Source organism: Kitasatospora sp. NPDC022856, from assembly GCF_055561235.1.
On the sequence record NZ_JBVHHE010000007.1, the window covers coordinates 112,228 to 134,855 of the forward strand.

Here is a 22,628-nt window from a genome sequence, read left to right on the forward strand (position 1 = left end):
GCCGGGCCCGGGTTCGCTCGTCCGGGTGAACCCGCGCACCCGGTCGCTACCCGCCCTGCGGCGGGACGGGGATCGACCGCTTCTCGATCGCCGCCGCCATGACGTCCGGGAACGCGTCCGGCGTGCAGGCGAACGCGGGGGCGCCGAGCGTGGCCAGGGCGGCCGCGTGCGCGTGGTCGTACGCGGGCGCCCCTTCGTCGGAGAGCGCGAGCAGCGCGACGAACTGGACGCCGGCCGCCTTCATCGCCGCCACCCGCTTGAGCATCTCGTTCCGGATGCCGCCCTCGTAGAGGTCGCTGATCAGCACCACGACGGTCTCGGACGGGCGGGTGATCCTCGACTGGCAGTAGGCCAGCGCGCGGTTGATGTCGGTGCCGCCGCCGAGCTGGGTCGCGAACAGGACGTCCACCGGGTCGCCGAGCTGCTCGGTGAGGTCGACCACCGAGGTGTCGAAGACCACCAGCCGGGTGTCCAGCGTCCTCATCGAGGCCAGCACCGCGCCGAACACCGCCGAGTGCACCACCGAGGGGGCCATCGAGCCGGACTGGTCGACGCAGAGGATGACGTCCTTCTTCACCGCGCGCTGCGCCCGGGCGTAGCCGACCAGCCGCTCGGGGACGACGGTGCCGTGCTCGGGCAGGTAGTTCTTCAGGTTGGCCCGGATGGTGCGGTCCCAGTCGATGTCGCGGTGGCGCGGGCGGTTCACCCGGGCGCTGCGGTCCAGCGCGCCGCCCAGGGTGGCCCGGGTGCGGTCGGCGAGCCGGCGCTCCAGCTCCGCGACCACCTTGCCGACCACCGCGCGGGCGCTCTCCCGGGTCGTCTCGGGCAGCGCGTGCTTCAACGAGAGCAGGGTGGCGACCAGGTGGACGTCGGGCTCGACGGCCTCCAGCATCTCCGGCTCCAGCAGCAGGCGGTCCAGGCCGAGGCGGGTGATGGCGTCCTGCTGCATCAGCTGGACGACGCTGGTGGGGAAGTACTCGCGGATGTCCCCGAGCCACCGGGCCACCTGCGGCGCCGAACCGCCCAGCCCCGCGGTGCGCCGGCCGGACCGCCCGGCCCGGCCCTCCTGCGGCGTGCCCCGGTACAGCGCGGCGAGCGCGCCGTCCATCGCGGCGTCCCGGCCGCGCAGCGCGCTGCCGGTGCCGTCCGCCTCGCCGCCGAGCACCAGACGCCAGCGGCGCAGCCGCTCCTCGGCGGCGAGGGTGACGGGAGCGGCGGGGGTGGTGGCCTCTGCCATCGGGTGCTCCTTCCGGTCCATCGGGTCAGGTGCGTCGTCGGGTCGGGTGCGTCGGGTCGGGCGCGTCGGGTGCGGGGTCAGGTGTCGCGGCCCTCGGCCTGTCGGGGGATCCGCGGCGGCCCCGCGGGGTGGACGGGGCAGCCGGGCAGGCCGAGCAGCAGGGCGACCACGGGCAGCGCCGCGTCGGCGCGGGCCGGATCCAGCTCGGGGCCCGTGCCCGCCGCCGCCACCGGCTCGGTGCCCAGCGGACCGGCCGCGACCCTGCTGCCGACGGTGGTGCGGACGCCCGCCTCCAGCGCGGAGAAGGTGCGGCGCAGCAGCGGCAGCACATCGGTGAAGACCTCGGCCGGCACCGCCGTCAGCCACCCGTCGAGCAGGCCGAGCAGCCGGGGATCGTGCAGCAGCAGGGCGCCGCCGCCGCTGAGGAAGCCCTCCACCCAGCCGGCCGCGTCCGCCGGGGCGTTGGCCGCCGAGAGGACGAGGCCCATCCGGCGGCCGGCCTCCTCGGAGTCGAGCCGTCCGTCGTCCAGCAGCAGCCGGACGGCGCGCCCGCGCAGCACGCCGGGCACGCCCGTGGCCGGACCGCCGACCGGTTCGCGGCGGGCGAGCGCCCGCAGCGTCCCGGCCCACCGGTCGACGAGCCCGCTGCCCGGCTCCAGCAGGCCGATCGCGCCGTGCACCTCGTCGAGCCGGCCGCGCACCGCCTCCGCGCCGGCCGCGTCCAGCCCGGTGCAGGCGGGCGGCAGCCCGACGCAGATCCGGTCGGCGAGGCCGGTCGCGACCTCACGGAGCGCACGGTGGTCGGTGCCGCGGACGTCGCCGTAGCGCAGCGCGCGGACCAGCGCCGGCAGCGCCCCGGCCAGCTGGGCGACGTCGGTGTCGAGCGCGGCGCAGTCGGCGAGGATCCGCATCACGGCGGGCAGCGCGTCGGCCAGCCCGGCCAGCAGGCAGGTCTCGACCAGGGCGGTCAGCTCGGCGAGCTCCACCGCGGCCCGCGCCGCGCCGACCGCCCGGCCGGTCGCCGCCTCCTCGACGGTGGTGCCCCACTGGGCGGCCTCGGCGATCCGGACGGCGAACTCGGGCTGCCAGCAGAGCCGCCAGCTCTCCCGGAAGGTGCCCGTCGAGGTGACGGCGGAGCGGCTCGGCACGCCCCAGTCGATGCCGAGCAGCCGCAGCCGGTGCAGCAGCCGGGAGCGGGCCGCGTCGTTCTCCTTGCGCAGGTCCAGGTCCAACTCCCGCGGCTCGACCGCCGGCTTCAGCCGCAGCGAGCGCTGCAGCCGGGTCAGGTCCCGCTGCAACGGCACCGCCGGAGCGCCGTCCGGCACCCCACCGAGGACGTTCCCGGTGACCAGGCGGTCGTGCACCAGCGCCAGCGCGACGTCCGAGCCGTCGCACATCACCGAGCGGACGGCGTCCAGGGTCTCGGTCAGGCCGGCGAGCGGGCGGCCGCGCATCACCGCCAGCGTCCGGGCCAGCCGGACGGCCTCGATCACGTGCGCCGAGGAGACCGGGTGGTCCTCGGCCCGCAGCAGGTCGGCGGCCCTGGTCAACCAGAGCGGCACCGGATCACCCGTGGTGGTGAACAGGTGGTGGTACCAGCCCGGCGAGACGATCCCGGCGCCGTAACCGCTCTGCTGGGAGAGCCGGCGGTGCGTCCACGGCACCCAGGTGATGTCGGTGCGCACCTTCTTCGGCAGGCCGGCCAGCACCGCCCGGTCGTGCGCGACGGTCGGCAGCGCGGCCAGCGCCGGGACGTGGAACGCCCCGCAGACCACGGCGATCCGCCGGTGCCCGGCCCGCTTGGCGGCCCGGATCTGCTGGCGCATGTACGCCTCCCGCAGGTCGTCGCGCCGGACGGGCCCGCCGGGCGCGACGTCCTCGCGCAGCGCCGCCATCGCCTCGGCGACCGCGGCGAACGGGGCCAGCGCGTCGGTACCGGGCGAGCGGTGCTCGATCACGTCCTCCCACCAGCGCTCCGGGTCGTCGCTGCCGGCGGCCTCGGCGAGCATCCCGATCGGGTCCCCCGCCCGCTCCGGCTGCTCCCCCTGCTCCGGCTGCTCCCGCTCCTCGGCGAGGCCGTAGGCCGCCGGGAGGTCGATGAAGCGGACCGGTACACCGGCGTCGAGTCCGTACCGGATCGCCACCCACTCCGGGGAGAACTCGGCATAGGGCCAGAAAGCGGCCCTGGCCGGGTCGTCCACGACGTGGGCGAGCAGGGCGACCGGTGGCACCATGTCCTTCTCGGCCGCCAGCCCGACGATCGGATCGGCCTCCGGCGGGCCCTCGATCAGCACCGCGTCCGGCCGCAACTGCTCCAGTGCGGCGGCCACCGCGCGGGCCGAGCCGGGACCGTGGTGCCGTACGCCCAGCAGCGTCACCTCCGCGCTCATCGCGCCCTCCCTCCTCGTGCCTCGAACTGACTCGGACTGAATCGAACTGCTCAGCACTGCTCTGAACTGCCTTGGACCGCCTTGAACTGCCGCGAACTGCCTTAGACCGCCATGAACTGCCATGGCGTCAGCGGGCGTTCTCCCGGGCGGCGCGGTAGAAGTCCTTCCAGCCGTCCCGCTCGCGCAGCACGCCCTCGACGTACTCGCGCCAGACCACCTGGTCCGCCACCGGATCCCGGACGACGGCGCCGAGGATGCCGGCCGTGACGTCGCCGGCCCGCAGCACGCCGTCCCCGAAGTGGGTGGCCAGCGCCAGACCGTTGGTCACCACCGAGATGGCCTCGGCCGTCGACAGCGTGCCGCTCGGCGTCTTCACCTTCGTCCGGCCGTCCACCGTGAGGCCGGCCCGCAGCTCCCGGAAGACCGTCACCACCCGCCTGATCTCCTCGGCTCCACCGGGCAGTGGGGCGAGCTCCAGCGAGCGGCCGAGCTGGTCGACCCGCCGGGTGACGATGTCCACCTCCTCCTCCAGCGAGCCGGGGAGCGGCAGCACCACGGTGTTGAACCGTCGGCGCAGGGCGCTCGACAGCTCGTTGACGCCGCGGTCCCGGTCGTTCGCCGTGGCGATCAGGTTGAACCCGCGCACGGCCTGCGTCTCGCCGCCCAGCTCCGGTATCGGCAGGGTCTTCTCCGACAGGATGGTGATCAGACTGTCCTGGACGTCCGCCGGGATCCGGGTCAGCTCCTCGACCCGGGCGATCTTCCCGTCCGCCATCGCCCGCATCAGCGGCGAGGGCACCAGCGCCGCCCGGCTCGGACCGTTGGTCAGCAGCTGGGCGTAGTTCCAGCCGTACCGGACGGCCTCCTCCGGCGTACCGGCCGTCCCCTGCACCAGCAGGGTCGAATCGCCGCTGATCGCCGCCGCGAGGTGCTCCGACACCCAGGTCTTCGCGGTGCCGGGCACGCCGAGCAGCAGCAGCGCCCGGTCCGTGGCCAGCGTCGTCACGGCGACCTCGACGATCCGCCGCGGGCCGATGTACTTGGGGGTGACCACGGTGCCGTCCGGCAGCTCGCCACCGAGCAGATAGGTGGCGACGGCCCACGGCGAGAGCTTCCAGCGCTCGGGACGCGGGCGGTCGTCCTGCGCGGCCAGCGCGGCCAGTTCCGCCGCGAAGGCGTCCTCCGCGTGCTGCCGCAGAACGTCGGTCATCAGGGGGCTCCTTCGGGTCGGCCGCCGGACACACCGGTGGCGGGCGGCGAGGTGATCGGGGGGAGCCAGGTCGGCGTCCCGGCCTGTGGGAACCACCCTGCACCGGACCACTGACAATCCTGACCGGACCTCAGTTCGACCACCCGGCCTGTCAGTCCCTCCGCCTACCGTCGTCGGCATGGAGGAACGCTGGAGCACCGAACACGTCCTGTCCCTGGCACCCGACGCGAGCTCGCAGAAGGCCGCGGGCAAGCTCTCCTCGCCCGCGCCCTGGTCGGCCACGGGCACCGACGGCGCCGCGCTCTGGGGCGAGTGCAGGGGCAGCGGCCGGACGCCCTACCGCACCGCCGTCGAGCTGGCCACGCCCGCCTACTCGTGCACCTGCCCGAGCCGGAAGTTCCCCTGCAAGCACGCGCTCGGGCTGCTGCTGCTCTGGAGCGGCACCCCCGAGGCCGTCCCGGCCGGCGAGCCTTCCGACTGGGCGTCCGACTGGCTGGCCGAGCGCCGCGACCGCGCCGAGCGGCGGGCGACCGGCGCCACCGCCGCGGCCGACCCGGCCGCCGCCCTCCGCCGGGCCGAGAAGCGCCACGCCCGGGTGGCCGCCGGCGCCGGTGAGCTGCGTCTGCGGCTGGCCGACCGGGTCCGCCACGGCCTCGCGGACCCGTCCGCCGCCGGCCCCTGGGAGGAGGTCGCCGCCCGGATGGTCGACGCCCAGGCCCCCGGCCTCGCCACCCGCGTCCGCGAACTCGACGCCGTCACCGGGCCCGACCTCCTGGAGGAGTACGCCATGCTCCATCTGCTCGCCACCGCCGCCACCCGGATCGACGACCTGCCCGCCCCGCTGGCCGCCACCGTCCGGGCCCGGGTCGGCTACACCACCGACGCCGCCGAGGTACTGGCCGGCCCCACCGTCCGCGACCGCTGGTACGTCCTCGGCAGCCGCACCTCCCCGCTGGACGGCGCAGCGGACGAACGCCTCACCACCCGCCGGCTCTGGCTGCGCGGCGCGAAGACCGGCCGGGCCGCCCTGCTCCTCGCCTTCGGCCGCCCCGGCCGGGCCCCCGACCTCGCCCTCCCCACCGGCCACCTGCTGGAGGCCGAACTCGCCTTCCACCCCGGGGCCCGCCCCCTGCGCGCCGCCCTCGGCACCCGCTACGACGCCCCCGGCCAGGGCCCCGCCGCCCCGCCGCCCGGGCTCACCCCCGCCGAAGCGGTCGCCGCCTACGGCGACGCCGTCGCGGACGATCCCTGGCTCGACGCCTGGCCGGCCGTCCTGACCGGCGTCGTCCCGGTCCTCACCCCCGACGGCTGGCAGCTCACCGACGGCCGGCACACGCTCCCGGTCCACCGTGGTGCCACCCCCGAAGCGGCCCTCTGGCGCCTCGCGGCCGTCTCCACCGGCCGCCCCCTCACCGTCTTCGGCGAGCAGGGCCACCACGGTTTCGCCCCGGTCACCGCCTGGGGCGCGGACCACCGCCCGATCGACCTCACCACCGGGTAGGCCCCCGAAGCGGGGACCGGCCCGCGCGGCCCACGGGCCCGCCGCGGGCTCCGGCGCCCCACCCGCCCGAGAGCCTCCGACCAGCACCCACCGACCCGCAGGAGCCCCGCGTGCCGCCCACCGCCCCGACCCCGACCGACCCCTGGGAGTCCCTCCACACCACCGCCCTCCTCGGCACCGACCGCCGCCCCCTGCCGCCCACGGCCGCCGGTGACTCCGCCGCCCACCTGGCCGTCGACCGCACCGACCCGGCCACCGCCCTGCTCGAACTCGCCGCCCTGGAGACCGTCCGCCGCCGCGCCGGAGCCCGCCCGGCCCCCGCCGGCGAGGCCGTCACCGCCCTGCTCGCCGCCCCCGCCCCCGAGGACCACCGGCCCGAACTGCCCACCCCCGCGGCCCGCCGGCTCACCCTCCTGCTCGGCAGCCGGGGCGCCGGATCCCCCGGCACCCTCGCCAACCTCACCGAACTGCTCCCGCAGTGGCTCGCCACCGCCCGCGCCCGGGGCTTCCGCCCACCCGCCGCCGCCGTACCGGCCCTGCTGGACGCCGCCCGCGGCCGGACCGAGCTGCGCCCCGACGCCGTGGCGCTGGCCGGCCCCCTGGGCCGCTGGCTCGCCGCCCGGAACGCCGACTGGCGCTTCGTCCTCCGCACCACCACGGACGCGCCCGGCGGACCGGACGGACCCGGCGGACCGGACGGACCCGACGGAGCGGCGGCCGCCGCTCCCGGGGACCACCACCTCTGGCACGAGGGGCTCTTCGCCGAGCGCGTCACCCATCTGACCGCACTGCGCCGGAGCGACCCCGCCGCTGGCCTCGCCCTGCTGGTGAGCACCTGGCCCACCGAGCGCGCCGAGGACCGGCTGCTCTTCCTGGACGCCCTCCAGGACGGCCTCTCGCTCGCCGACGAGCCCTTCCTCGAAGCCGCGTTGGGCGATCGCAGCAAGAACGTCCGGGCCACCGCCGCCGAGTTGCTCTCCACCCTCCCCGGCTCCACGCTCGCCCACCGGATGGCCGAGCGCGCCCGGGCCGCCGTCCGCCTCTCCGAGCGCGGCACGCACCTGCTCGTCACCCCGCCCACCGAGTGCGACACCGCGATGCAGCGCGACGGCGTACCACTCAAGTCGCCCACCGGGCGCGGCGAGCGGGCCTGGTGGTTCGGCGAGGTGATCGCCGCCACGCCGCTCTCGCTGTGGCCGGAGTCCACCGGTCTGACGCCGGGCCGGCTGCTCGGGCTCCGGGTGGGCGACAGCCTCGACGAGAGCGACAGCAGCTGGGCCGACGACCTGCGCGAGGCCTGGGCCAGGGCCGCCGTCCGCCAGCAGGACGCCGACTGGGCACGGGCGTTGCTGGGCCCCGCCCCGGCCCCCGCACCGGGGTCCCGCGGCGGCCGCGCCGCCCGTGCCCCCCGGAGCACCGGAGCCCCCGCCAAGCTGCTCGCCGTCCTCCCGCCCACCGAACGCGCCGTCTGGACGGCCGCGTTCATCGAGGTGCACGGCCTCGGCGAGGCCTTCCAACTGCTCGGGGCCTGCGCGGCTCCGTGGACCCCGCCGCTGTCCACCGCCGTCGTCGCGGCGCTCGCCCGGGCGGCCGCCTCCGGGGCGTACCCGTGGAGCCACAGCGGGGTGCTCGGCATGACGGAGCGCGCGCTCTCCCCCGCAACGGCCACCGCCGTCGAGGAGTTGGCCGCCGAGGCGGCGCCCGCCGGCGCCTGGGCCGAGACCTTCTCCCGGCTGGCCGGCACCCTGCGCTTCCGGGAGGCGATGCTCGCCGAACTCGGCGTCTGACCGCCCGCGCCGGAACGCGACCGGGCCGGTACGGGGGTGTCCCGTACCGGCCCGACCCAGCACTCGGCAGGCGCACCCCACCGGCGCGCACCCCTCGGGCACGCACCCGGCTGGCACACGGTCGAAGCAGGCGCACGGTGGAAGCAGCCGCTCGCCCGCAGCGGGCGCGCTACGGCAGGCGCGCACTTCGGCGGCCGCGTACCCGGCAGGCGCGCGCCCCGCGGAACACCTCCGCCCGAGGGGTCAGCTCGCGGCCCGCAGGTTCGCCTCGACCCAGGCCACCACGTCCCGGGTCGGCGTCCCCGGGGTGAAGATGTCCGCGACGCCCATCGCCTTGAGCTCGACGATGTCCTCTTCCGGGATGATGCCGCCGCAGAAGACCTTGATGTCCTCCGCCTCGCGCTCCCGCAGCAGCTCCAGCACCCGCGCGCAGAGCGTCATGTGCGCCCCGGACAGGACCGACAGCCCGATGCCGTCCGCGTCCTCCTGGATCGCGGTGTCGACGATCTGCTCGGGCGTCTGGTGCAGGCCGGTGTAGATGACCTCCATACCGGCATCACGCAGGGCACGCGCGATGACCTTGGCGCCGCGGTCGTGACCGTCGAGCCCGGGCTTGGCGACCACCACACGGATCGGGCCTGACACACCCATCACTGCCTCCTGGACTTCGTCGTCCACCACCCACCGGACCTCGTCGGGCACGGGCGCGGTTAACCAGCAATAACAACCTGAGGGGAGGTTAGCGTCACCCGGGCGGACTGACCGTGCCGCCCCTCAAGAGGAGGGCAAAATCACAGGCCCACCCCTTGCTACCGACGGGTATACCCCGACGGCTCCGTCCGCAGACCGCCAACTCCCCTCTTGACATACGGACTTTTGTCCGGATCCCGGCGTTACGGCTACAGTCTCGGCTGTTTTCCCCTCGCCTTTCCGTCCGTCCCTCCCCTCGCCCTTCCCCTCGCCCGACGATGTGCCCGAGGTCCACCGAGGAGGCAGCCCCCGATGGCTCCCGACGCAGCCGCCCGCCCGACCCGTGCGGAGCTGCGGGTGGCCGCCCGCGAGCAGTCGCGCGCCCAGCGCCGCGGCGCCGCCAAGGCCGCCACCCGGACCGCCCTGCTGCGCGTCGCGCTGCCGTCGATGGCCGCCCTCGGAGTGGCCGGGGCAGCCGCCGCGACCGTCCAGGGCGAGGCCGACCAGCAGCGTGCGCAGGCGGCCGGCCGGGCCCCCGAGCAGGCCGCCGAGGCCCCGGACACCGCGCCCGCCAGGGCCGCCGCCCAGCAGGTCCTCGCCGCGGGCGAGGCCGACCAGGCATCCCGCGGCGACGCCCGCGCTCCGCTCTCCGGCACCCAGCCCGCCGGCCCGGCGGGCGGGACGGCGCTCGCCGCTCCGGCGCCGGAGCCCGAGCTCCCGAAGGTCATCCTCCCGGTCGCCCAGCGCGGGCTCGGCGAGATGTTCGGTGCGTCCGGCACGCACTGGGCGGCCCGCCACACCGGCATCGACTTCCCCGTCGACGGCGGCACCCAGGTCATGGCGGTCACGGACGGCGTCATCCGCACGCAGTGGAACCCGTCGTACGGCTACATGTCGATACTGAAGATGGCCGACGGCACCGAGGCCTGGTACTGCCATCTGCGGTCGTACAAGATCCGCAAGGGGACCGTGAAGGCGGGCGACGTCATCGCCTTCGTCGGCAGCAGCGGCAACAGCACCGGCCCGCACCTGCACTTCGAGATCCGCCCGGCCGGCGGCGGCGCGCCCGTCGACCCGCTGCCGTGGTTCCTCGCCCAGGGCGTCGACCCCCGCTGACCGCGCCCCGCCGGGCCGCACCCACCCCGACCCGCCAAGCCGGCCACCCCGACCCCGGCCCGCCCCGCCGGGCCGGTCGCGCCCACCCCGGCGCGGCGCGGACCCGGGTGGAACCCCGGGCCCGCGCCGCCGGGCCCTACAGCTTCTCCACCGGCGCGTACCGCAGCAGCAGCTGCTTGCGCCCCTCCGTCCCGAAGTCCACCGTGGCCTGCGCCTTGTCGCCGACACCGGCGGTGGCCACCACGGTGCCCAGGCCGAAGGTGTCGTGGGTGACGCGGTCCCCCACCGCCAGGGCCACGACCTCGCGCTCGACCGCCGCACCGGGCCGCCGGGCCGACTGCCCCCAGCCCGCCTTCGGTGAGGCCGTCGCCGCCGCACCGCGCGACGCGCCCCGGGAGGAGCCGCCCGAACCGGCGGACTTCCCGCCCCAGGACGACCCCGAGGAGTACCCGCGCGAGGCCGGCACCGACGCCGCGCCCGTCCGCTTCCACTCCACCAGCGTGTCCGGGATCTCCTCCAGGAACCGCGAGGCCGGGTTGTACGAGGGCTGCCCCCAGGCACTGCGCAGCACCGAACGCGTCAGGTAGAGCCGCTCCCGCGCCCGGGTGAGGCCGACGTACGCGAGCCGGCGCTCCTCCTCCAGCTCCTTGACCTGGTTGAGCGCCCGCATGTGCGGGAAGATGCCGTCCTCCATGCCGGTCAGGAAGACCACCGGGAACTCCAGCCCCTTGGCGGTGTGCAGGGTCATCATCGTGATGACGCCCCGGCCCTCCTCGTCCTCGTCCGGGATCTGGTCCGAGTCCGCGACGAGCGCGACCCGCTCCAGGAAGTCGGCCAGCGAGCCGACCGGCGGCGCGTCGTCCTCCCCCGCGTCGGGCCGCTCGCCCGGGTCCTGCTCGTACTCCAGGGCGACGGAGGCCAGCTCCTGGAGGTTCTCCACCCGCGTCTCGTCCTGCGGGTCCGTGGAGGACTGCAGCTCGGCGAGGTAGCCCGTCTCCTCCAGCACCGCCTCCAGCACCGCGGCGGGCCCGGCACCCGACTCGACGACCTGCCGCAGCCCGGCCATCAGGGCGTTGAACTTCTTCACCGCGTTCGCCGAGCGGGCGGCCATGCCGTACGCCTCGTCGACCCGCTGGAGCGCCTGCGCGAAGGAGATCCGCTCGCGCCCGGCGAGCGCGTCGATCATCGCCTCGGCCCGCTCGCCGATGCCGCGCTTGGGCACGTTGAGGATCCGGCGCAGCGGCACGGTGTCCTCCGGGTTGGAGAGCACCCGCAGGTACGCCAGGGCGTCCCGGACCTCCTTGCGCTCGTAGAAGCGCACCCCGCCGACCACCTTGTACGGCAGGCCGACCCGGATGAACACCTCCTCGAACACCCGGGACTGGGCGTTGGTCCGGTAGAAGATCGCGACGTCGCCGGGCTTGGCCTCGCCCCGGTCGGTCAGCCGGTCGATCTCGTCGGCGATGAACTGGGCCTCGCCGTGCTCGTCGTCCGCGACGTAGCCGACGACCTTCTCGCCGTGGTCGCCGGCCGTCCAGAGCTTCTTCTCGCGGCGGCTGGTGTTCCGCTCGATGACGGCGTTGGCGGCGCTCAGGATGGTCTGCGTGGAGCGGTAGTTCTGCTCCAGCAGGATCGTGGTCGCGTTCGGGTAGTCCTCCTCGAACTGGAGGATGTTGCGGATCGTCGCACCGCGGAAGGCGTAGATCGACTGGTCCGCGTCACCGACCACGCACAGCTCGGCCGGCGGCACCTCGGCCAGCCGTCCGGCGGCCGGGTCCACGTAGTCGCCGTCCACGGTGCGCTTCGGCGCGGTCGCGGCGGAGCCCCCGCTGAGCTCCCGGACCAGCATGTACTGGGCGTGGTTGGTGTCCTGGTACTCGTCGACCAGGATGTGCCGGAACCGCCGCCGGTAGTGCTCCGCGACGTCGGGGAAGGCCTGGAGCAGGTTCACCGTCGTCATGATGATGTCGTCGAAGTCGAGCGCGTTGGCCTCGCGCAGCCGCCGCTGGTAGAGGAAGTAGGCCTCGGCCAGCTTCTTCTCCATCGGGTTGGCCGCCTGGTCGGCGTACGTCTCCTCGTCGATCAGCTCGTTCTTGAGGTTGCTGACCTTGGCCGTGAAGGACTTCGGCGGGAACTGCTTCGGGTCCAGGTCGAGGTCCCGGCAGACCAGGGACATCAGCCGCTGCGAGTCGGCCGAGTCGTAGATCGAGAACGAGGACGTGAAGCCGAGGAGCTTGCTCTCCCGGCGCAGGATCCGCACGCAGGCGCTGTGGAAGGTGGACACCCACATCGCCCGGGCCCGCGGCCCGACCAGCTGCTCGACGCGCTCGCGCATCTCGCCGGCCGCCTTGTTGGTGAAGGTGATCGCCAGGATCTCGCCCGGCTGCACCCCGCGGGCGCCCAGCAGGTGGGCGATCCGGTGGGTCAGCACGCGCGTCTTGCCGGAGCCGGCGCCGGCCACGATGAGCAGCGGCGAGCCCGCGTGCAGGACCGCCTCGCGCTGCGGGTCGTTCATCCCCTCCAGCAGCTGGGCCGGGTCAACCACCGGGCGGGCGGCGCCGTTGCGGTAGAAGGCGTCCCGCTCGGCCTGGGCCGCGTGGTCGGTCTGGAACAGCCCCTCGGGGATCGCCTCCTCGTACGCGTCGTACGGGACGTCGTCCTCGAACGGCGGCGGCTCCTGCGTCGTCGGGGCGGCGGCGGGCTGCTGCTTCGACCCGGCGGCGGGGGCCTCGAAACCGGGGAGCGGGAGGTCGTCAAAGAGGCTACTCATGGCACTCCGAGTCTATGGCCCCGCACTGACAAGCCCGCCCGGCCCGGAGGAATCCGGGTCGGGCGGGCGGCCTCGCGAGGGCCGTCGGCCCTGGCGCGAGCGGCGTCGCGAGGGCCGTCAGACCAGGCGGCGGGCGGTGGCCCACCGGGTCAGCTCGTGCCGGTTGCTCAGCTGGAGCTTGCGCAGCACGGCCGAGACGTGGCTCTCCACCGTCTTCACCGAGATGAACAGCTGCTTCGCGATCTCCTTGTACGCGTAGCCGCGCGCGATCAGCCGCAGCACCTCGCGCTCGCGCTGGGTCAGCCGGTCGAGGTCCTCGTCCACCGGCGGGGTGTCCGTGGCGGCGAAGGCGTCCAGCACGAAGCCGGCCAGCCGCGGCGAGAACACCGCGTCGCCGTCGGCGATCCGGAAGACGGCGTTGACCAGGTCCGTGCCGGTGATCGTCTTGGTGACGTAGCCGCGGGCACCGCCGCGGATCACGCCGATGACGTCCTCGGCGGCGTCCGAGACGGACAGCGCCAGGAACTTCACCTGCTCGCCCATCAGCCCGGCCGAGCGGCGCAGCACCTCGACCCCGCCGCCGCCCGGCAGGTGGACGTCGAGCAGCACCACGTCGGGCCTGGTCTCGGCGACCACGCGGACCGCCGACTCCACGTCGTCGGCCTCGCCGACCACGTCGATGCCGGTGACCTCGGTGCGCCCGATCTCGGCCCGCACCCCCGTCCGGAACATCCGGTGGTCGTCGACCAGTACGACCCGCGCGACCCTCCCCCCGCCCTCGGCCGGGGTCCCTCCCGTCGGCGCTGCGTCAGTCATTCGTTCTCTCCATCTCCAGCTCGACCTCGGTGCCGCCGTCCGGCGCGGGCCGCACCCGTGCGGTGCCGCCGTTGCGCTTCATCCGGCCGATGATCGACTCGCGGACACCCATCCGGTCCTCGGGCACCGTGTCGGGGTCGAAGCCGGGGCCGTGGTCGCGTACGAACACCGACACCGTCTCTCCCTCCACCTCGGCGTAGACCTGGACCGGTCCCCCGCCACCGTACTTGGCCGCGTTGACCGTCGCCTCCCTCGCGGCCTGCATCTGCGCGGCGATCCGCTCGTCCATCGGGCAGTCGCCGACCACGACCAGCTCGACCGGGACGCCGTGCCGGTCCTCGACCTCGGCGACCACCGCGCGCAGGCTCTCCGCCATGGTGTCCGGCGCGTCCTCGGCGACCGCCTCCGGGCGGTAGAGCCAGAGCCGCAGCTCGCGCTCCTGGGCCCGGGCGAGCCGCAGCACCTCCTTCGGGTCCTCGGCCCGGCGCTGGATCAGGGTCAGGGTGTGCAGCACCGAGTCGTGGACGTGGGCCGCGATCTCGGCGCGCTCCTGCGCGCGGATGCGGGCGGTCCGCTCGGCGCCGAGGTCCTGCCACATCCGCAGCGCGTACGGGCCCACCAGCACCAGGACGCCGGCCAGCACCGCCAGCGAGGCCTCCACCACCGAGCCGAGCGTGGAGCCGCTGCCCTGCATGGCGAGGAAGGCGATGGTGCCGGCCACCACCAGCAGCACACCGCCGCCGACCCGGGTGTAGGCCCCGCGCCGCTTCTCGCCCTCCTCCAGGCCGAACCAGCGCTGCCAGCGGGAGTCGTCGGCCTGCCGCCAGACCAGCGCGACACCGACGCCGATCGCCAGCAGCGGCCAGGTGTACGGCCGGGCGGTCTGCACGCCGAGCGCGTTCAGCAGGGCGATCAGCCCGATCACCACCATGACCAGCGCGGCGAGCTGCCCCAGACCGCCCTGGCGCCGCCCGGCCCGCCCCGGGGCGGGCTCCCCGCCCGGCTCGGCCACCGCCGTGGCGGGCTCGCCCTGCAGCGCGTGCTGCAGCAGTTCGCGCAGCCGGCCGATCCAGCCGCGCCGACCCTTGCTCAGCTCCGCCCCCGACGCCCCGGAGGCCTGCCAGGAGCCGGCCGGCACGAAGGCGCCGTTGACGTAGACCCAGTGCGCGCCGCCGCGCTGCGCGGGCTCGCCGATGCCGATCGGCACCACGAACCAGAACGCCGCGTACAGCAGTGCGCCGATCCCCTGCGCGAAGAAGAGCAGCACGAAGGCGACCCGGACCCAGGCGACCGGCAGCCCGAGGTGCACCGCGAGCCCGTGCGCGACGCCGCCGAGCATCCGGCCCTGGGGGCTCCGGTAGAGCCGCCGGTACGGCGGGCGCTCGCTGCCGGGCACGGCCGGGTCGGCGACGGCCGCCGACACGGGGTCGGGGACGAGGGGGCGGGGATCGGTACCGGGTGCTGCCACGGCACCGATGGTTCCACGCACGCGGGCCCGGGCGCATCAGGGTGGAGCCCCCATCCCTCTCAGGGACAAGTCAGGGTACGGACAGGGCTCGCACCGGTTGGGCGGCGCCGCCGGAGCCACCAGGATGGTGGGCATGACCGAGGACCACCGCATCCAGGAGACCGGGACGAGCGCCCCGCCGGCACCCGACCGCCCGCCGCTGAACCGCACCGAGCACCACCGCGTGGTGGCCGGGGTCTGCGGCGGTCTGGGCCGGCACCTGGACATCGACCCGGTGGTCTTCCGGGTGGTGACGGTCGTGCTCTGCCTCTCCGGCGGCCTCGGGCTCTTCCTGTACGGGCTGGCCTGGCTGATCATCCCGACCGAGCCGGTCCCGGACGGCCGGGGCGGCAGCAAGGGCGGCCGCACCGAGCTCCAGCGGGTGCTCACCGGCCGGGTGGACGGCCAGTCGATCGGCGCGGTGCTGCTGACCGTGATCGGCACCGGCGTCTTCTTCGCCTCGATGGGCGACGGGGACACCATGTTCCCGCTGCTGCTGCTCGGGGCCCTGGTCTTCCTGGCGGTCCGCTACGACCCGGAGCGGCGCCACGGCCGGCCGCGCGGGCGCCGGCGCGGCCGGGACCGGCGGCACGGCCCGTACGACCGGTGGTTCCCGGAGGCCGAGCCGGCCCCCGCCGACCACTCCTGGCCGCGCACCGACGAGGGCGAGCGGGCCCGCGAGCGGCACGCCCGGGAGCGGGCATCCGGCACGGTGCCGGCCGACACCCCGCACGCGGGCCCGAGCGGCTACCTGTGGGACCCCCGCCACCCCGAGCGCAACCCGTACGGCGCAACCGCCACGCCTCCTCCCGGCGGCCCCGCGCAGCCCTGGTGGCAGCGCCCCGACCTGCCCGAGGGCGACCCGCTGCGCAAGGGCGGTCCGGCCGCCCCGGCGCCGCCGCGGCCGGTGGTGGTGCACCGCCGGCACGAGCGCTCGCCGCTCGGCCTGATCGGGCTGCTCCTGGCGGTCGGCGCGGCCAGCGCGGTCTGGTCGGCCTCCGCCCACGGCGGCGCCGAAGTGGTGACCGGCACGGTACTGGCCACCGCGCTGCTGGTGGTCGGGCTGACCCTGCTGGTGGCCGCCAAGTTCGGCCGGGCCCGCCGGCTGGTCGTCCCGGGCCTGCTGCTCACCCTGGCGCTGGCGTTCACCCACGGCTCGTCGTTCTCGGTCCAGAACGCCGTCGGCGACCGCGACTGGACGGTCGTCTCGGCGGGCGACCTGGACGACCGGTACACGCTCGGACTCGGCAACGGCCGGCTGGACCTCAGCGGGCTGGACCCGGCCGGTGCCACCCTGCACAGCACCGTCGACCTCGGCGCGGGGCAGCTCACCGTGGTGGTGCCGCCGGACGTGACGGTGAGCCTGGACACCAGGGTCGGGCTGGGCAACGTCAAGGTGCCCGGGTCGGACGAGGTCAGCGGCAACAGCTCCCGCGGCTTCCAACTGCACCCGGTGAACGGTCAGGCATCCAAGGGCACGCTCGTCCTCTCGCTGAGGGTCGGGCTCGGCGACATCAAGGTGGTCCAGTCGTGAGGAAGCACCAGCTCGACCTGTTCTCGCTGATCGCGGGAGGCCTGTTCACCGTGATCGCGGTGCTCTACCTGGTGGCGGCGATCAACGACGTCTCCGTGAACGGCCGGATCGTCATCCCGGTGACCTTCATCGTGCTCGGCGTCGGCGGGCTGGCCGGGGCGGTCGCGGCGGCGGTGCGGCGCGGCCGTCCGGAGCCGCGGGACCAGGACGCGCCCTGACGGGCGCGCCCCGGCGGGGGCCGCGCAGCTCAGCTCTGCAGCGGCCCGAGGTTCAGCTTGTCGCCGTCCTTGGTGACCCCGTACCGGGGCAGCGGCTTGGTGGCCGGGCCGTTGACCACCGCGCCGGTGGCCGCGTCGAACCGGGAGCCGTGGCACGGGCAGTAGAACTGGCCGTTCTTCGGCGCGTCGACCGCGCAGCCGGAGTGCGTGCAGATCGAGGAGAGCCCGCAGTACTGGCCGGCCTTGGGCTGGACGATGTAGACCGCGTCACCGGTGGCCGGGTCCTTGACCTGGGCCGAGCCGCCGACCGGGACGCTCGCGGCGTCCACCGAGACGGGCGGTCCGGCGGGCGCCGGCGCGGCCGAGGGGCCGACGGCCTTCTTGTCCCGGCCGAAGGTGGCGGTCAGCGAGCCGGTGAGCAGCCCGGCGCCGCCGATCGCGACGGCCGCGATCCCACCGTCCATCAGGGCCCGCCGCCGGACGTGCTGCTCGCGCAGCCCGCGCTCGCGGTCCCGGGCGGCCCGCCGGGCCAGGTAGCCGTCCAGCGAGAGGTACGGGGTGCCGGCCAGCACCAGCGGGGTCCAGGCCATCAGGTAGGCCAGGTCGTTGCCAAGGTAGTACGGCGAGACGTTCCAGCTGACGGTCAGCCAGAGGCTCAGGTTGATCAGCGCGCCGCCGAGCGCCGCGACCCGGCCCCAGAGGCCGAGCAGGGTGCCGAGGCCGACCGCCAGCTCGCCGAAGGCGACGGCGAGCGCGAACAGGGTCGGCGCGTCGAGCGCGGCTCCGAGCAGGAACGAGATCGGGCTGGAGCCCTTGGCCGCCTGGGTCTGCGAGACGAACGACGCCGGGTCGCCCGCGCCGGCCAGGTAGTGCGAGTCGGCGAGCTTGTCCAGCGCCGCGTAGACGAAGGTGACGCCCAGGAAGATCCGCAGCGGCAGCAGCGCGTACCGGGAGGCGGCCGCCTTGCGCTGGGCCAGTCGCCCGGCCCTGCCGCCGCCCGCCGCCACCGCGCCGGTCACCGTGGAGTCGCCCGCCGCCGTGGAGCTGCTGGTCGCCACGGAGCTGCTGGCCTCCGACATCCCTCACACCTTCCTTCACGGCCCGCCATCACCTGACAGGTCCGGTCCGCATTCTGCACGCTCGTGAGCGCTTTCGGTGGGAGATCCCACCCGGCGGGCGCCCGGTGCCCCGGTCCGCCACCGCGAACGGCCGCGCCGTCGCTCCCTTGTGTACGGGAACGACGGCGCGGCCGTTCAACGCCGGTTCAGGGCCGGCGGGGAGTGCCTACTCCCACTCGATGGTGCCCGGCGGCTTGCTGGTGCAGTCCAGCACCACGCGGTTCACATCGGCGACCTCGTTGGTGATCCGGGTGGAGATCTTCGCCAGCACGTCGTACGGCAGGCGCGACCAGTCCGCCGTCATGGCGTCCTCGGAGGAGACCGGGCGCAGCACGATCGGGTGGCCGTACGTCCGGCCGTCGCCCTGGACGCCGACGCTGCGGACGTCCGCGAGCAGCACCACCGGGCACTGCCAGATCTCACGGTCCAGGCCGGCCGCGGTCAGCTCCTCGCGGGCGATCGCGTCGGCCTCGCGGAGCAGGTCCAGGCGCTCCTCGGTGACCTCGCCGACGATCCGGATGCCCAGGCCGGGGCCCGGGAACGGCTGGCGCTGAACGATCTCCTCCGGCAGGCCGAGCTCCTGGCCGACCATCCGGACCTCGTCCTTGAAGAGCTTGCGCAGCGGCTCGACCAGCTGGAACTGCAGGTCCTCGGGCAGGCCGCCGACGTTGTGGTGGGACTTGATGTTGGCGGTGCCGGTACCGCCGCCGGACTCCACCACGTCCGGGTACAGGGTGCCCTGGACCAGGAAGTCCACGGACTCGCCGTGCTCGCCGGCCTCGGCAACGATCTCGGCCTGGGCCTGCTCGAAGACCCGGATGAACTCCCGGCCGATGATCTTGCGCTTCTCCTCCGGGTCGCTGACGCCCTTCAGCGCGTTCAGGAAGCGCTCCTGCGCGTCGACGACCTTCAGCTGCACACCGGTGGCCGCGACGAAGTCCTTCTCGACCTGCTCGGTCTCGCCCTTGCGCATCAGGCCGTGGTCGACGTAGACGCAGGTCAGCTTCGTGCCGATGGCCTTGTTGACCAGGGCGGCCGCGACCGCGGAGTCCACGCCGCCGGAGAGGCCGCAGATGGCGCGCTTGTCGCCGACCTGGGCGCGGATCAGCGCGACCTGCTCGTCGACCACGTTGCCGGTGGTCCAGGTCGGCGCGATGCCGGCGCCGCGGTAGAGGAAGTGCTCCAGGATCTGCTGGCCGTGGTCGGAGTGCAGCACCTCGGGGTGGTACTGCACGCCGTAGAGGCGGGCCTCGTCGTTCTCGAAGGCCGCGACCGGGACCACCCCGGTGGAGGCGGTGACGGTGAAGCCCTCGGGCGCGGCGGAGCAGGCGTCGCCGTGCGACATCCACACCGAGTGCTGCGCCGGGACGCCCTCGAACAGGGTCGAGCCGGTGCGGGAGACCGTCAGCGGGGTGCGGCCGTACTCACGCGCACCGCTGTTGTCGACGGTGCCGCCGAGCGTCTTGGCCATCAGCTGGAAGCCGTAGCACATGCCGAAGACCGGCACCCCGGCCTCGAAGATCGCGCGGTCGAGCTGCGGCGCGCCCTGCTCGTAGACCGACGAGGGACCGCCGGAGAGGATGATCGCCTTCGGGTTCTTGGCGAGCATCTCCGCGACCGGCATGCTGCTCGGCACGATCTCGCTGTAGACCCGGGCCTCACGCACCCGACGGGCGATGAGCTGGGCGTACTGGGCACCGAAGTCGACGACCAGGACGGTGTCGGTCTCAGGCGCGGACTGGTCGGGAATAGCAGAGGACACGGACGGCCTTCCGGCAGCGGTATCTAGAGGTGTCGCGGAGCACGCCCCCGGAGGGACGGCGGCGACGGGCGGGGGTCTGGGCACGAGTCTACCGGGCTGGCCGGTTTCACTCGTCTGCACGTCCAGGAGACCGTGACCGGCCGGGCGGCCGCTTCGTTGCATCTGACGAACGCACGACCGCGCCGCGCCCGCCAGGTGCGCCGCCTCCGCCCCGGCAGGGGCGCCGCCGTGCGGGCTAGCAGGACCACGCGTGGAGCTCATCCCAGTCCACCGGCGCGCGTGGCGCAGCCGCTGTCCCGGCCCCGCCGGGAGCGCTGCGCCGTGGGACCGCGCGCGGGTGCAGCGGCCGGCCAGCAGGGGACAGCGACCCCGGCCGTGACTGGACACCCAAGGAGGTGGGGCGGCCGGCCCCGGGGACGCCCGGGTACCGGCCGCCGCACCCCGGCGCGCCCCGGGCGCGCACCGTTCACCGTCCCCGCGCCACCGTGCGCTTCCCTGTGCGCTGCAGCACCACCACTACGCACGGTGATCATCGACAGCGCCTGCCCCGCGCCTCCCGGCGGACCGCCGAGCCGGTCCGAACGGCCGCCGCGCCCCGGCCGGGACGAAAATGGACTGTGCCGAATCATGCCGAATCGGTTGCAGAGCAAGCCCTTCGTCCAGCACGATGCTGCTTGGAAGAGGTTCTCCCGGCAACCGAAGGCCCCCGCGGAGTGCCGTCCCGATGCCTCCGAGCCCCGCGATGGCAACGATTATCACCTCACGCTCCGTGAGCGAGAGTCCGGTGCAGGCATGCGCGCCGGCCCGCCCCGCCGCGTGCGTACCCGCCCTGCGCGACCGGCCCACCTCATGCCGGTGCCGCGCCGGCACCACCCAGAAGCCATTCGACGCGACGGCGCTCCTCCCCCGGCGCCGTCACCCCCAGCACCGGCGCAGCCCTGACGCCGAGTGCTGAGCGACAAAGGGCCCCGTTCCCCCGCGGGGCCCTTTGCCCTGTTCGGGGGCGGAGCGCCCGGTTCCGCACCGCTCCGGCCGCGCCACCGCTGCCGGCCACGCCACCGCCGCCGGCCCGCGACCGCGTTCCGGCGGCGGTCGGCCGAGCCGCACGGACACGTGAGGGGCGCGCGGCTGCTGGCCACGCGCCCCTCGACCGCTACTGCTGCTTGCGCCAGACGCTCGGGTCGACCGGCTCGTCCTCGCCCGGCGACCGCGCGGGCGGCACCCCGCCGGACGGCGTCGCCGGCGGCTCCTCGTGCGAACCGATCACCTCGCTCACCCCCGGCCGCAGATCGGGTGCCGGCGCGATCCCCGACTCCTGCGGCGCGCGGGCCGGAGCGGGCGCCCCCTGGTACGGCGCGTCCTGCGGCGCCGCGCCGGGCACCGCCTGGGCCCGGCCGCCGCCCGTGGCCGCCAGCAAGGGCGGCACCGCCAGCGCGCCGATCGCCGCCCAGATCACATTGACCGCCAGCACGGTGGCGAAGGCCAGCCCCACCGCGTACTCGGCGCCGAACTCCCGCTGCCGCCCGGAGTACGTCGTGGTGGAACTCGTCGAGACCACCGCGCCGGCGATCGCCATCAGCAGGCTGAGTCCCGCCGCGTACACCACCGCCAGCCGGAGCCGGTCGGCCGCGTCCAGCCGCCGCCGGTACGCCGTCCACCCGAGGAAGGCCACCGCGGCCAGCGCGAGCAGGCCGGTCCACCGCCAGTCGGCGCTCTCCCCGTGCAGGTCGAAGAAGGAGAACTCGCCGTTGTCACGCGAGCCGGACTCCCAGTCCGGGTCCGCGGTGGAGGGGCTCCCACCGCTGTCCACCTTCAGCGTCGCCGCCGACCCCAGGCCGAGCAGCAGCAGACCGACGTTCGGCAGCACGGCCAGCGAGGCGCCGGCCTCGCCGCCCTCGCCCTGGACGGCGATCAGCACGAAGCCGACCAGCGAGGCGAGTCCGATCGTCATCGTCAGCGCACGGCCCGCCGCCAGCGCGGCCACCGCCCAGCCGCGTACCGCCCGGTTGCGCCAGGCCGCCCAGCGCAGCGCGTCCGTCCCGTGGACGGCGAACGCCACCAGCCCGGCCAGCAGCGCCGTCCAGCCGACCGCCTGGAGCCAGCCGGAGTCGGCCGAGTACGTCACACCGCCCAACGAGCCGGCGTAGTCGTCCACGTCGAACCGGCCGTCGGAGGTCCCCGGGTGCCAGTCGGCGCCGGCGACCAGGCCGATCAGCAGGGTCACCGCCGCCGCGGCCACCGCGGTCCGCAGCGCCTCGGCGGCCGCCTGCCGGCTGGTCCACTGCTCACCGGTACCGGCCTGGCGACGGCGCGCGGCGGACCGCAGACCGATCCAGAGCGCGAGCAGCCAGAGCGCGGTGACCGTCATCGGCACCGCCCGGACGAGCGCCTCGCCGCCACCGTCCCCGTACCGGCCCCCGCCGGTGAAGCCCAACTCGAACGGTGCGCCGAGGGCGGCCAGCGCGAGGGCCAGCGCACCACCGAAGCGCTCGCCGAAGGACGGCGCCCGGAACAGGTAGAAGAAGGTGTAGTCGTCCGGGACCGCCGCGATCAGCGCCGCCAGGAACAGCACCGCGGTCGGCGCGACCATCACCTTGAACGCCGGCCGCCAGTCCGCGCCGGTCAGCCCCCGCAGGACGGCCGGGCGCGCGGTGGCCGGGTCGTAGGGCCGGCCGGTGCCCCAACTGCCCACCGCCGGCGGCGCGAAGGCGGGCGGGGCCGGTGGTGCGGCGGGCGGCGGAGGCGTGAACCCGGCGGGCGGTGCCGCGGGCGGGGCGGGCGGCGGCGGGGGCGGCGGCAGCAGCGGCCGCCCGCACGAGGCACAGCCGAGCGCCCCCTCCCCCGAAGCCGCGCCGCACGATGCGCAGATGGCCATGGACCCCGAACCCCCCGTGAACGGTTGCTCCCTGGTCCCCCCAGGGAGCCCGTTTATCCCATCGTGCCCGGACGGCTGTCAACCGGCACCGGCCACG

15 protein-coding genes are annotated in these 22,628 nt (G+C 75.2%); 5 read left to right on the top strand and 10 right to left on the bottom strand.

Going from position 1 to position 22,628, the window contains the following annotated elements:
- Window positions 1-46 precede the first annotated feature (46 nt).
- The 3 genes from ACZ34W_RS10855 to ACZ34W_RS10865 form a co-directional block, all read right to left on the bottom strand.
- Window positions 47-1,237 carry a VWA domain-containing protein gene (locus ACZ34W_RS10855; RefSeq protein ID WP_465603187.1) on the bottom strand — a complete coding sequence of 397 codons (1,191 nt, stop codon included), beginning with the start codon at window positions 1,235-1,237 and terminating at the stop codon, window positions 47-49.
- Window positions 1,238-1,314: 77 nt separating this feature from the next.
- Window positions 1,315-3,627, bottom strand: a complete 2,313-nt coding sequence (locus ACZ34W_RS10860; protein ID WP_465603189.1) for a DUF5682 family protein — start codon at window positions 3,625-3,627, stop codon at window positions 1,315-1,317.
- A gap of 127 nt (window positions 3,628-3,754) precedes the next feature.
- On the bottom strand, window positions 3,755-4,837 hold the full coding sequence (locus ACZ34W_RS10865; RefSeq protein WP_329488051.1) for an ATP-binding protein: 1,083 nt from the start codon (window positions 4,835-4,837) through the stop codon (window positions 3,755-3,757).
- A gap of 178 nt (window positions 4,838-5,015) precedes the next feature.
- Between ACZ34W_RS10865 and ACZ34W_RS10870 the strand changes: the two genes are divergently transcribed.
- Window positions 5,016-6,338, top strand: a complete 1,323-nt coding sequence (locus ACZ34W_RS10870; RefSeq protein ID WP_396485587.1) for an SWIM zinc finger family protein — start codon at window positions 5,016-5,018, stop codon at window positions 6,336-6,338.
- A 110-nt stretch (window positions 6,339-6,448) separates the two neighbouring features.
- Window positions 6,449-8,125, top strand: coding sequence for a DUF5691 domain-containing protein (locus ACZ34W_RS10875; protein WP_465603192.1), 1,677 nt, complete (start codon window positions 6,449-6,451; stop codon window positions 8,123-8,125).
- A gap of 243 nt (window positions 8,126-8,368) precedes the next feature.
- On the opposite strand, the gene ACZ34W_RS10880 is transcribed toward ACZ34W_RS10875, so the two are convergent.
- Window positions 8,369-8,776 (bottom strand): cobalamin B12-binding domain-containing protein, encoded by a 408-nt coding sequence (locus ACZ34W_RS10880; RefSeq protein WP_329492132.1) that lies wholly within the window; start codon window positions 8,774-8,776, stop codon window positions 8,369-8,371.
- 351 nt (window positions 8,777-9,127) lie between these two features.
- On the opposite strand from ACZ34W_RS10880, the gene ACZ34W_RS10885 reads away from it, so the two are divergent.
- Window positions 9,128-9,931, top strand: coding sequence for a M23 family metallopeptidase (locus tag ACZ34W_RS10885; protein ID WP_465603194.1), 804 nt, complete (start codon window positions 9,128-9,130; stop codon window positions 9,929-9,931).
- 136 nt (window positions 9,932-10,067) lie between these two features.
- On the opposite strand, the gene pcrA is transcribed toward ACZ34W_RS10885, so the two are convergent.
- The 3 genes from pcrA to ACZ34W_RS10900 all read right to left on the bottom strand — a co-directional run bounded on the left by pcrA (window position 10,068) and on the right by ACZ34W_RS10900 (window position 14,856).
- Window positions 10,068-12,701: a DNA helicase PcrA gene (gene pcrA / locus ACZ34W_RS10890; RefSeq protein WP_465603196.1), complete on the bottom strand. Its 2,634-nt coding sequence runs from the start codon at window positions 12,699-12,701 to the stop codon at window positions 10,068-10,070.
- Between the two features lie 117 nt (window positions 12,702-12,818).
- Window positions 12,819-13,517 carry a response regulator transcription factor gene (locus ACZ34W_RS10895; protein WP_329488057.1) on the bottom strand — a complete coding sequence of 233 codons (699 nt, stop codon included), beginning with the start codon at window positions 13,515-13,517 and terminating at the stop codon, window positions 12,819-12,821.
- Window positions 13,510-14,856, bottom strand: coding sequence for a PspC domain-containing protein (locus tag ACZ34W_RS10900; RefSeq protein WP_329492133.1), 1,347 nt, complete (start codon window positions 14,854-14,856; stop codon window positions 13,510-13,512). Before ACZ34W_RS10900 ends, ACZ34W_RS10895 begins: the two co-directional genes overlap by 8 nt.
- A gap of 262 nt (window positions 14,857-15,118) precedes the next feature.
- Here ACZ34W_RS10900 and ACZ34W_RS10905 point away from each other — a divergent pair, with 262 nt between their 5' ends.
- Together ACZ34W_RS10905 and ACZ34W_RS10910 are read left to right on the top strand one after the other, a co-directional pair.
- Window positions 15,119-16,558: a PspC domain-containing protein gene (locus ACZ34W_RS10905; protein WP_465603199.1), complete on the top strand. Its 1,440-nt coding sequence runs from the start codon at window positions 15,119-15,121 to the stop codon at window positions 16,556-16,558.
- Window positions 16,555-16,776: a hypothetical protein gene (locus ACZ34W_RS10910; RefSeq protein WP_329488061.1), complete on the top strand. Its 222-nt coding sequence runs from the start codon at window positions 16,555-16,557 to the stop codon at window positions 16,774-16,776. The genes ACZ34W_RS10905 and ACZ34W_RS10910 overlap by 4 nt, the downstream gene beginning before the upstream one ends.
- A gap of 29 nt (window positions 16,777-16,805) precedes the next feature.
- Here ACZ34W_RS10910 and ACZ34W_RS10915 read toward each other — a convergent pair whose 3' ends face one another.
- The 3 genes from ACZ34W_RS10915 to ACZ34W_RS10925 form a co-directional block, all read right to left on the bottom strand.
- Window positions 16,806-17,855: a Rieske 2Fe-2S domain-containing protein gene (locus ACZ34W_RS10915; protein WP_329488063.1), complete on the bottom strand. Its 1,050-nt coding sequence runs from the start codon at window positions 17,853-17,855 to the stop codon at window positions 16,806-16,808.
- A 205-nt stretch (window positions 17,856-18,060) separates the two neighbouring features.
- Complete coding sequence (guaA, locus tag ACZ34W_RS10920; protein ID WP_465603202.1) at window positions 18,061-19,656, bottom strand: glutamine-hydrolyzing GMP synthase; 1,596 nt, start codon at window positions 19,654-19,656, stop codon at window positions 18,061-18,063.
- Between the two features lie 1,153 nt (window positions 19,657-20,809).
- Window positions 20,810-22,531 (bottom strand): hypothetical protein, encoded by a 1,722-nt coding sequence (locus tag ACZ34W_RS10925; protein ID WP_465603204.1) that lies wholly within the window; start codon window positions 22,529-22,531, stop codon window positions 20,810-20,812.
- Window positions 22,532-22,628: the final 97 nt, after the last annotated feature.

Bases quoted from the DNA above. Each gene is read 5' to 3' on its own strand.
- pcrA (WP_465603196.1), bottom strand. From the start codon at position 12,701: ATGAGTAGCCTCTTTGACGACCTCCCGCTCCCCGGTTTCGAGGCCCCC.
- ACZ34W_RS10855 (WP_465603187.1), bottom strand. From the start codon at position 1,237: ATGGCAGAGGCCACCACCCCCGCCGCTCCCGTCACCCTCGCCGCCGAG.
- ACZ34W_RS10865 (WP_329488051.1), bottom strand. From the start codon at position 4,837: ATGACCGACGTTCTGCGGCAGCACGCGGAGGACGCCTTCGCGGCGGAA.
- ACZ34W_RS10885 (WP_465603194.1), top strand. From the start codon at position 9,128: ATGGCTCCCGACGCAGCCGCCCGCCCGACCCGTGCGGAGCTGCGGGTG.
- ACZ34W_RS10860 (WP_465603189.1), bottom strand. From the start codon at position 3,627: ATGAGCGCGGAGGTGACGCTGCTGGGCGTACGGCACCACGGTCCCGGC.
- ACZ34W_RS10900 (WP_329492133.1), bottom strand. From the start codon at position 14,856: ATGCTCGGCGGCGTCGCGCACGGGCTCGCGGTGCACCTCGGGCTGCCG.
- ACZ34W_RS10925 (WP_465603204.1), bottom strand. From the start codon at position 22,531: ATGGCCATCTGCGCATCGTGCGGCGCGGCTTCGGGGGAGGGGGCGCTC.
- ACZ34W_RS10880 (WP_329492132.1), bottom strand. From the start codon at position 8,776: ATGGGTGTGTCAGGCCCGATCCGTGTGGTGGTCGCCAAGCCCGGGCTC.
- ACZ34W_RS10895 (WP_329488057.1), bottom strand. From the start codon at position 13,517: ATGACTGACGCAGCGCCGACGGGAGGGACCCCGGCCGAGGGCGGGGGG.
- ACZ34W_RS10870 (WP_396485587.1), top strand. From the start codon at position 5,016: ATGGAGGAACGCTGGAGCACCGAACACGTCCTGTCCCTGGCACCCGAC.
- ACZ34W_RS10915 (WP_329488063.1), bottom strand. From the start codon at position 17,855: ATGTCGGAGGCCAGCAGCTCCGTGGCGACCAGCAGCTCCACGGCGGCG.
- ACZ34W_RS10905 (WP_465603199.1), top strand. From the start codon at position 15,119: ATGACCGAGGACCACCGCATCCAGGAGACCGGGACGAGCGCCCCGCCG.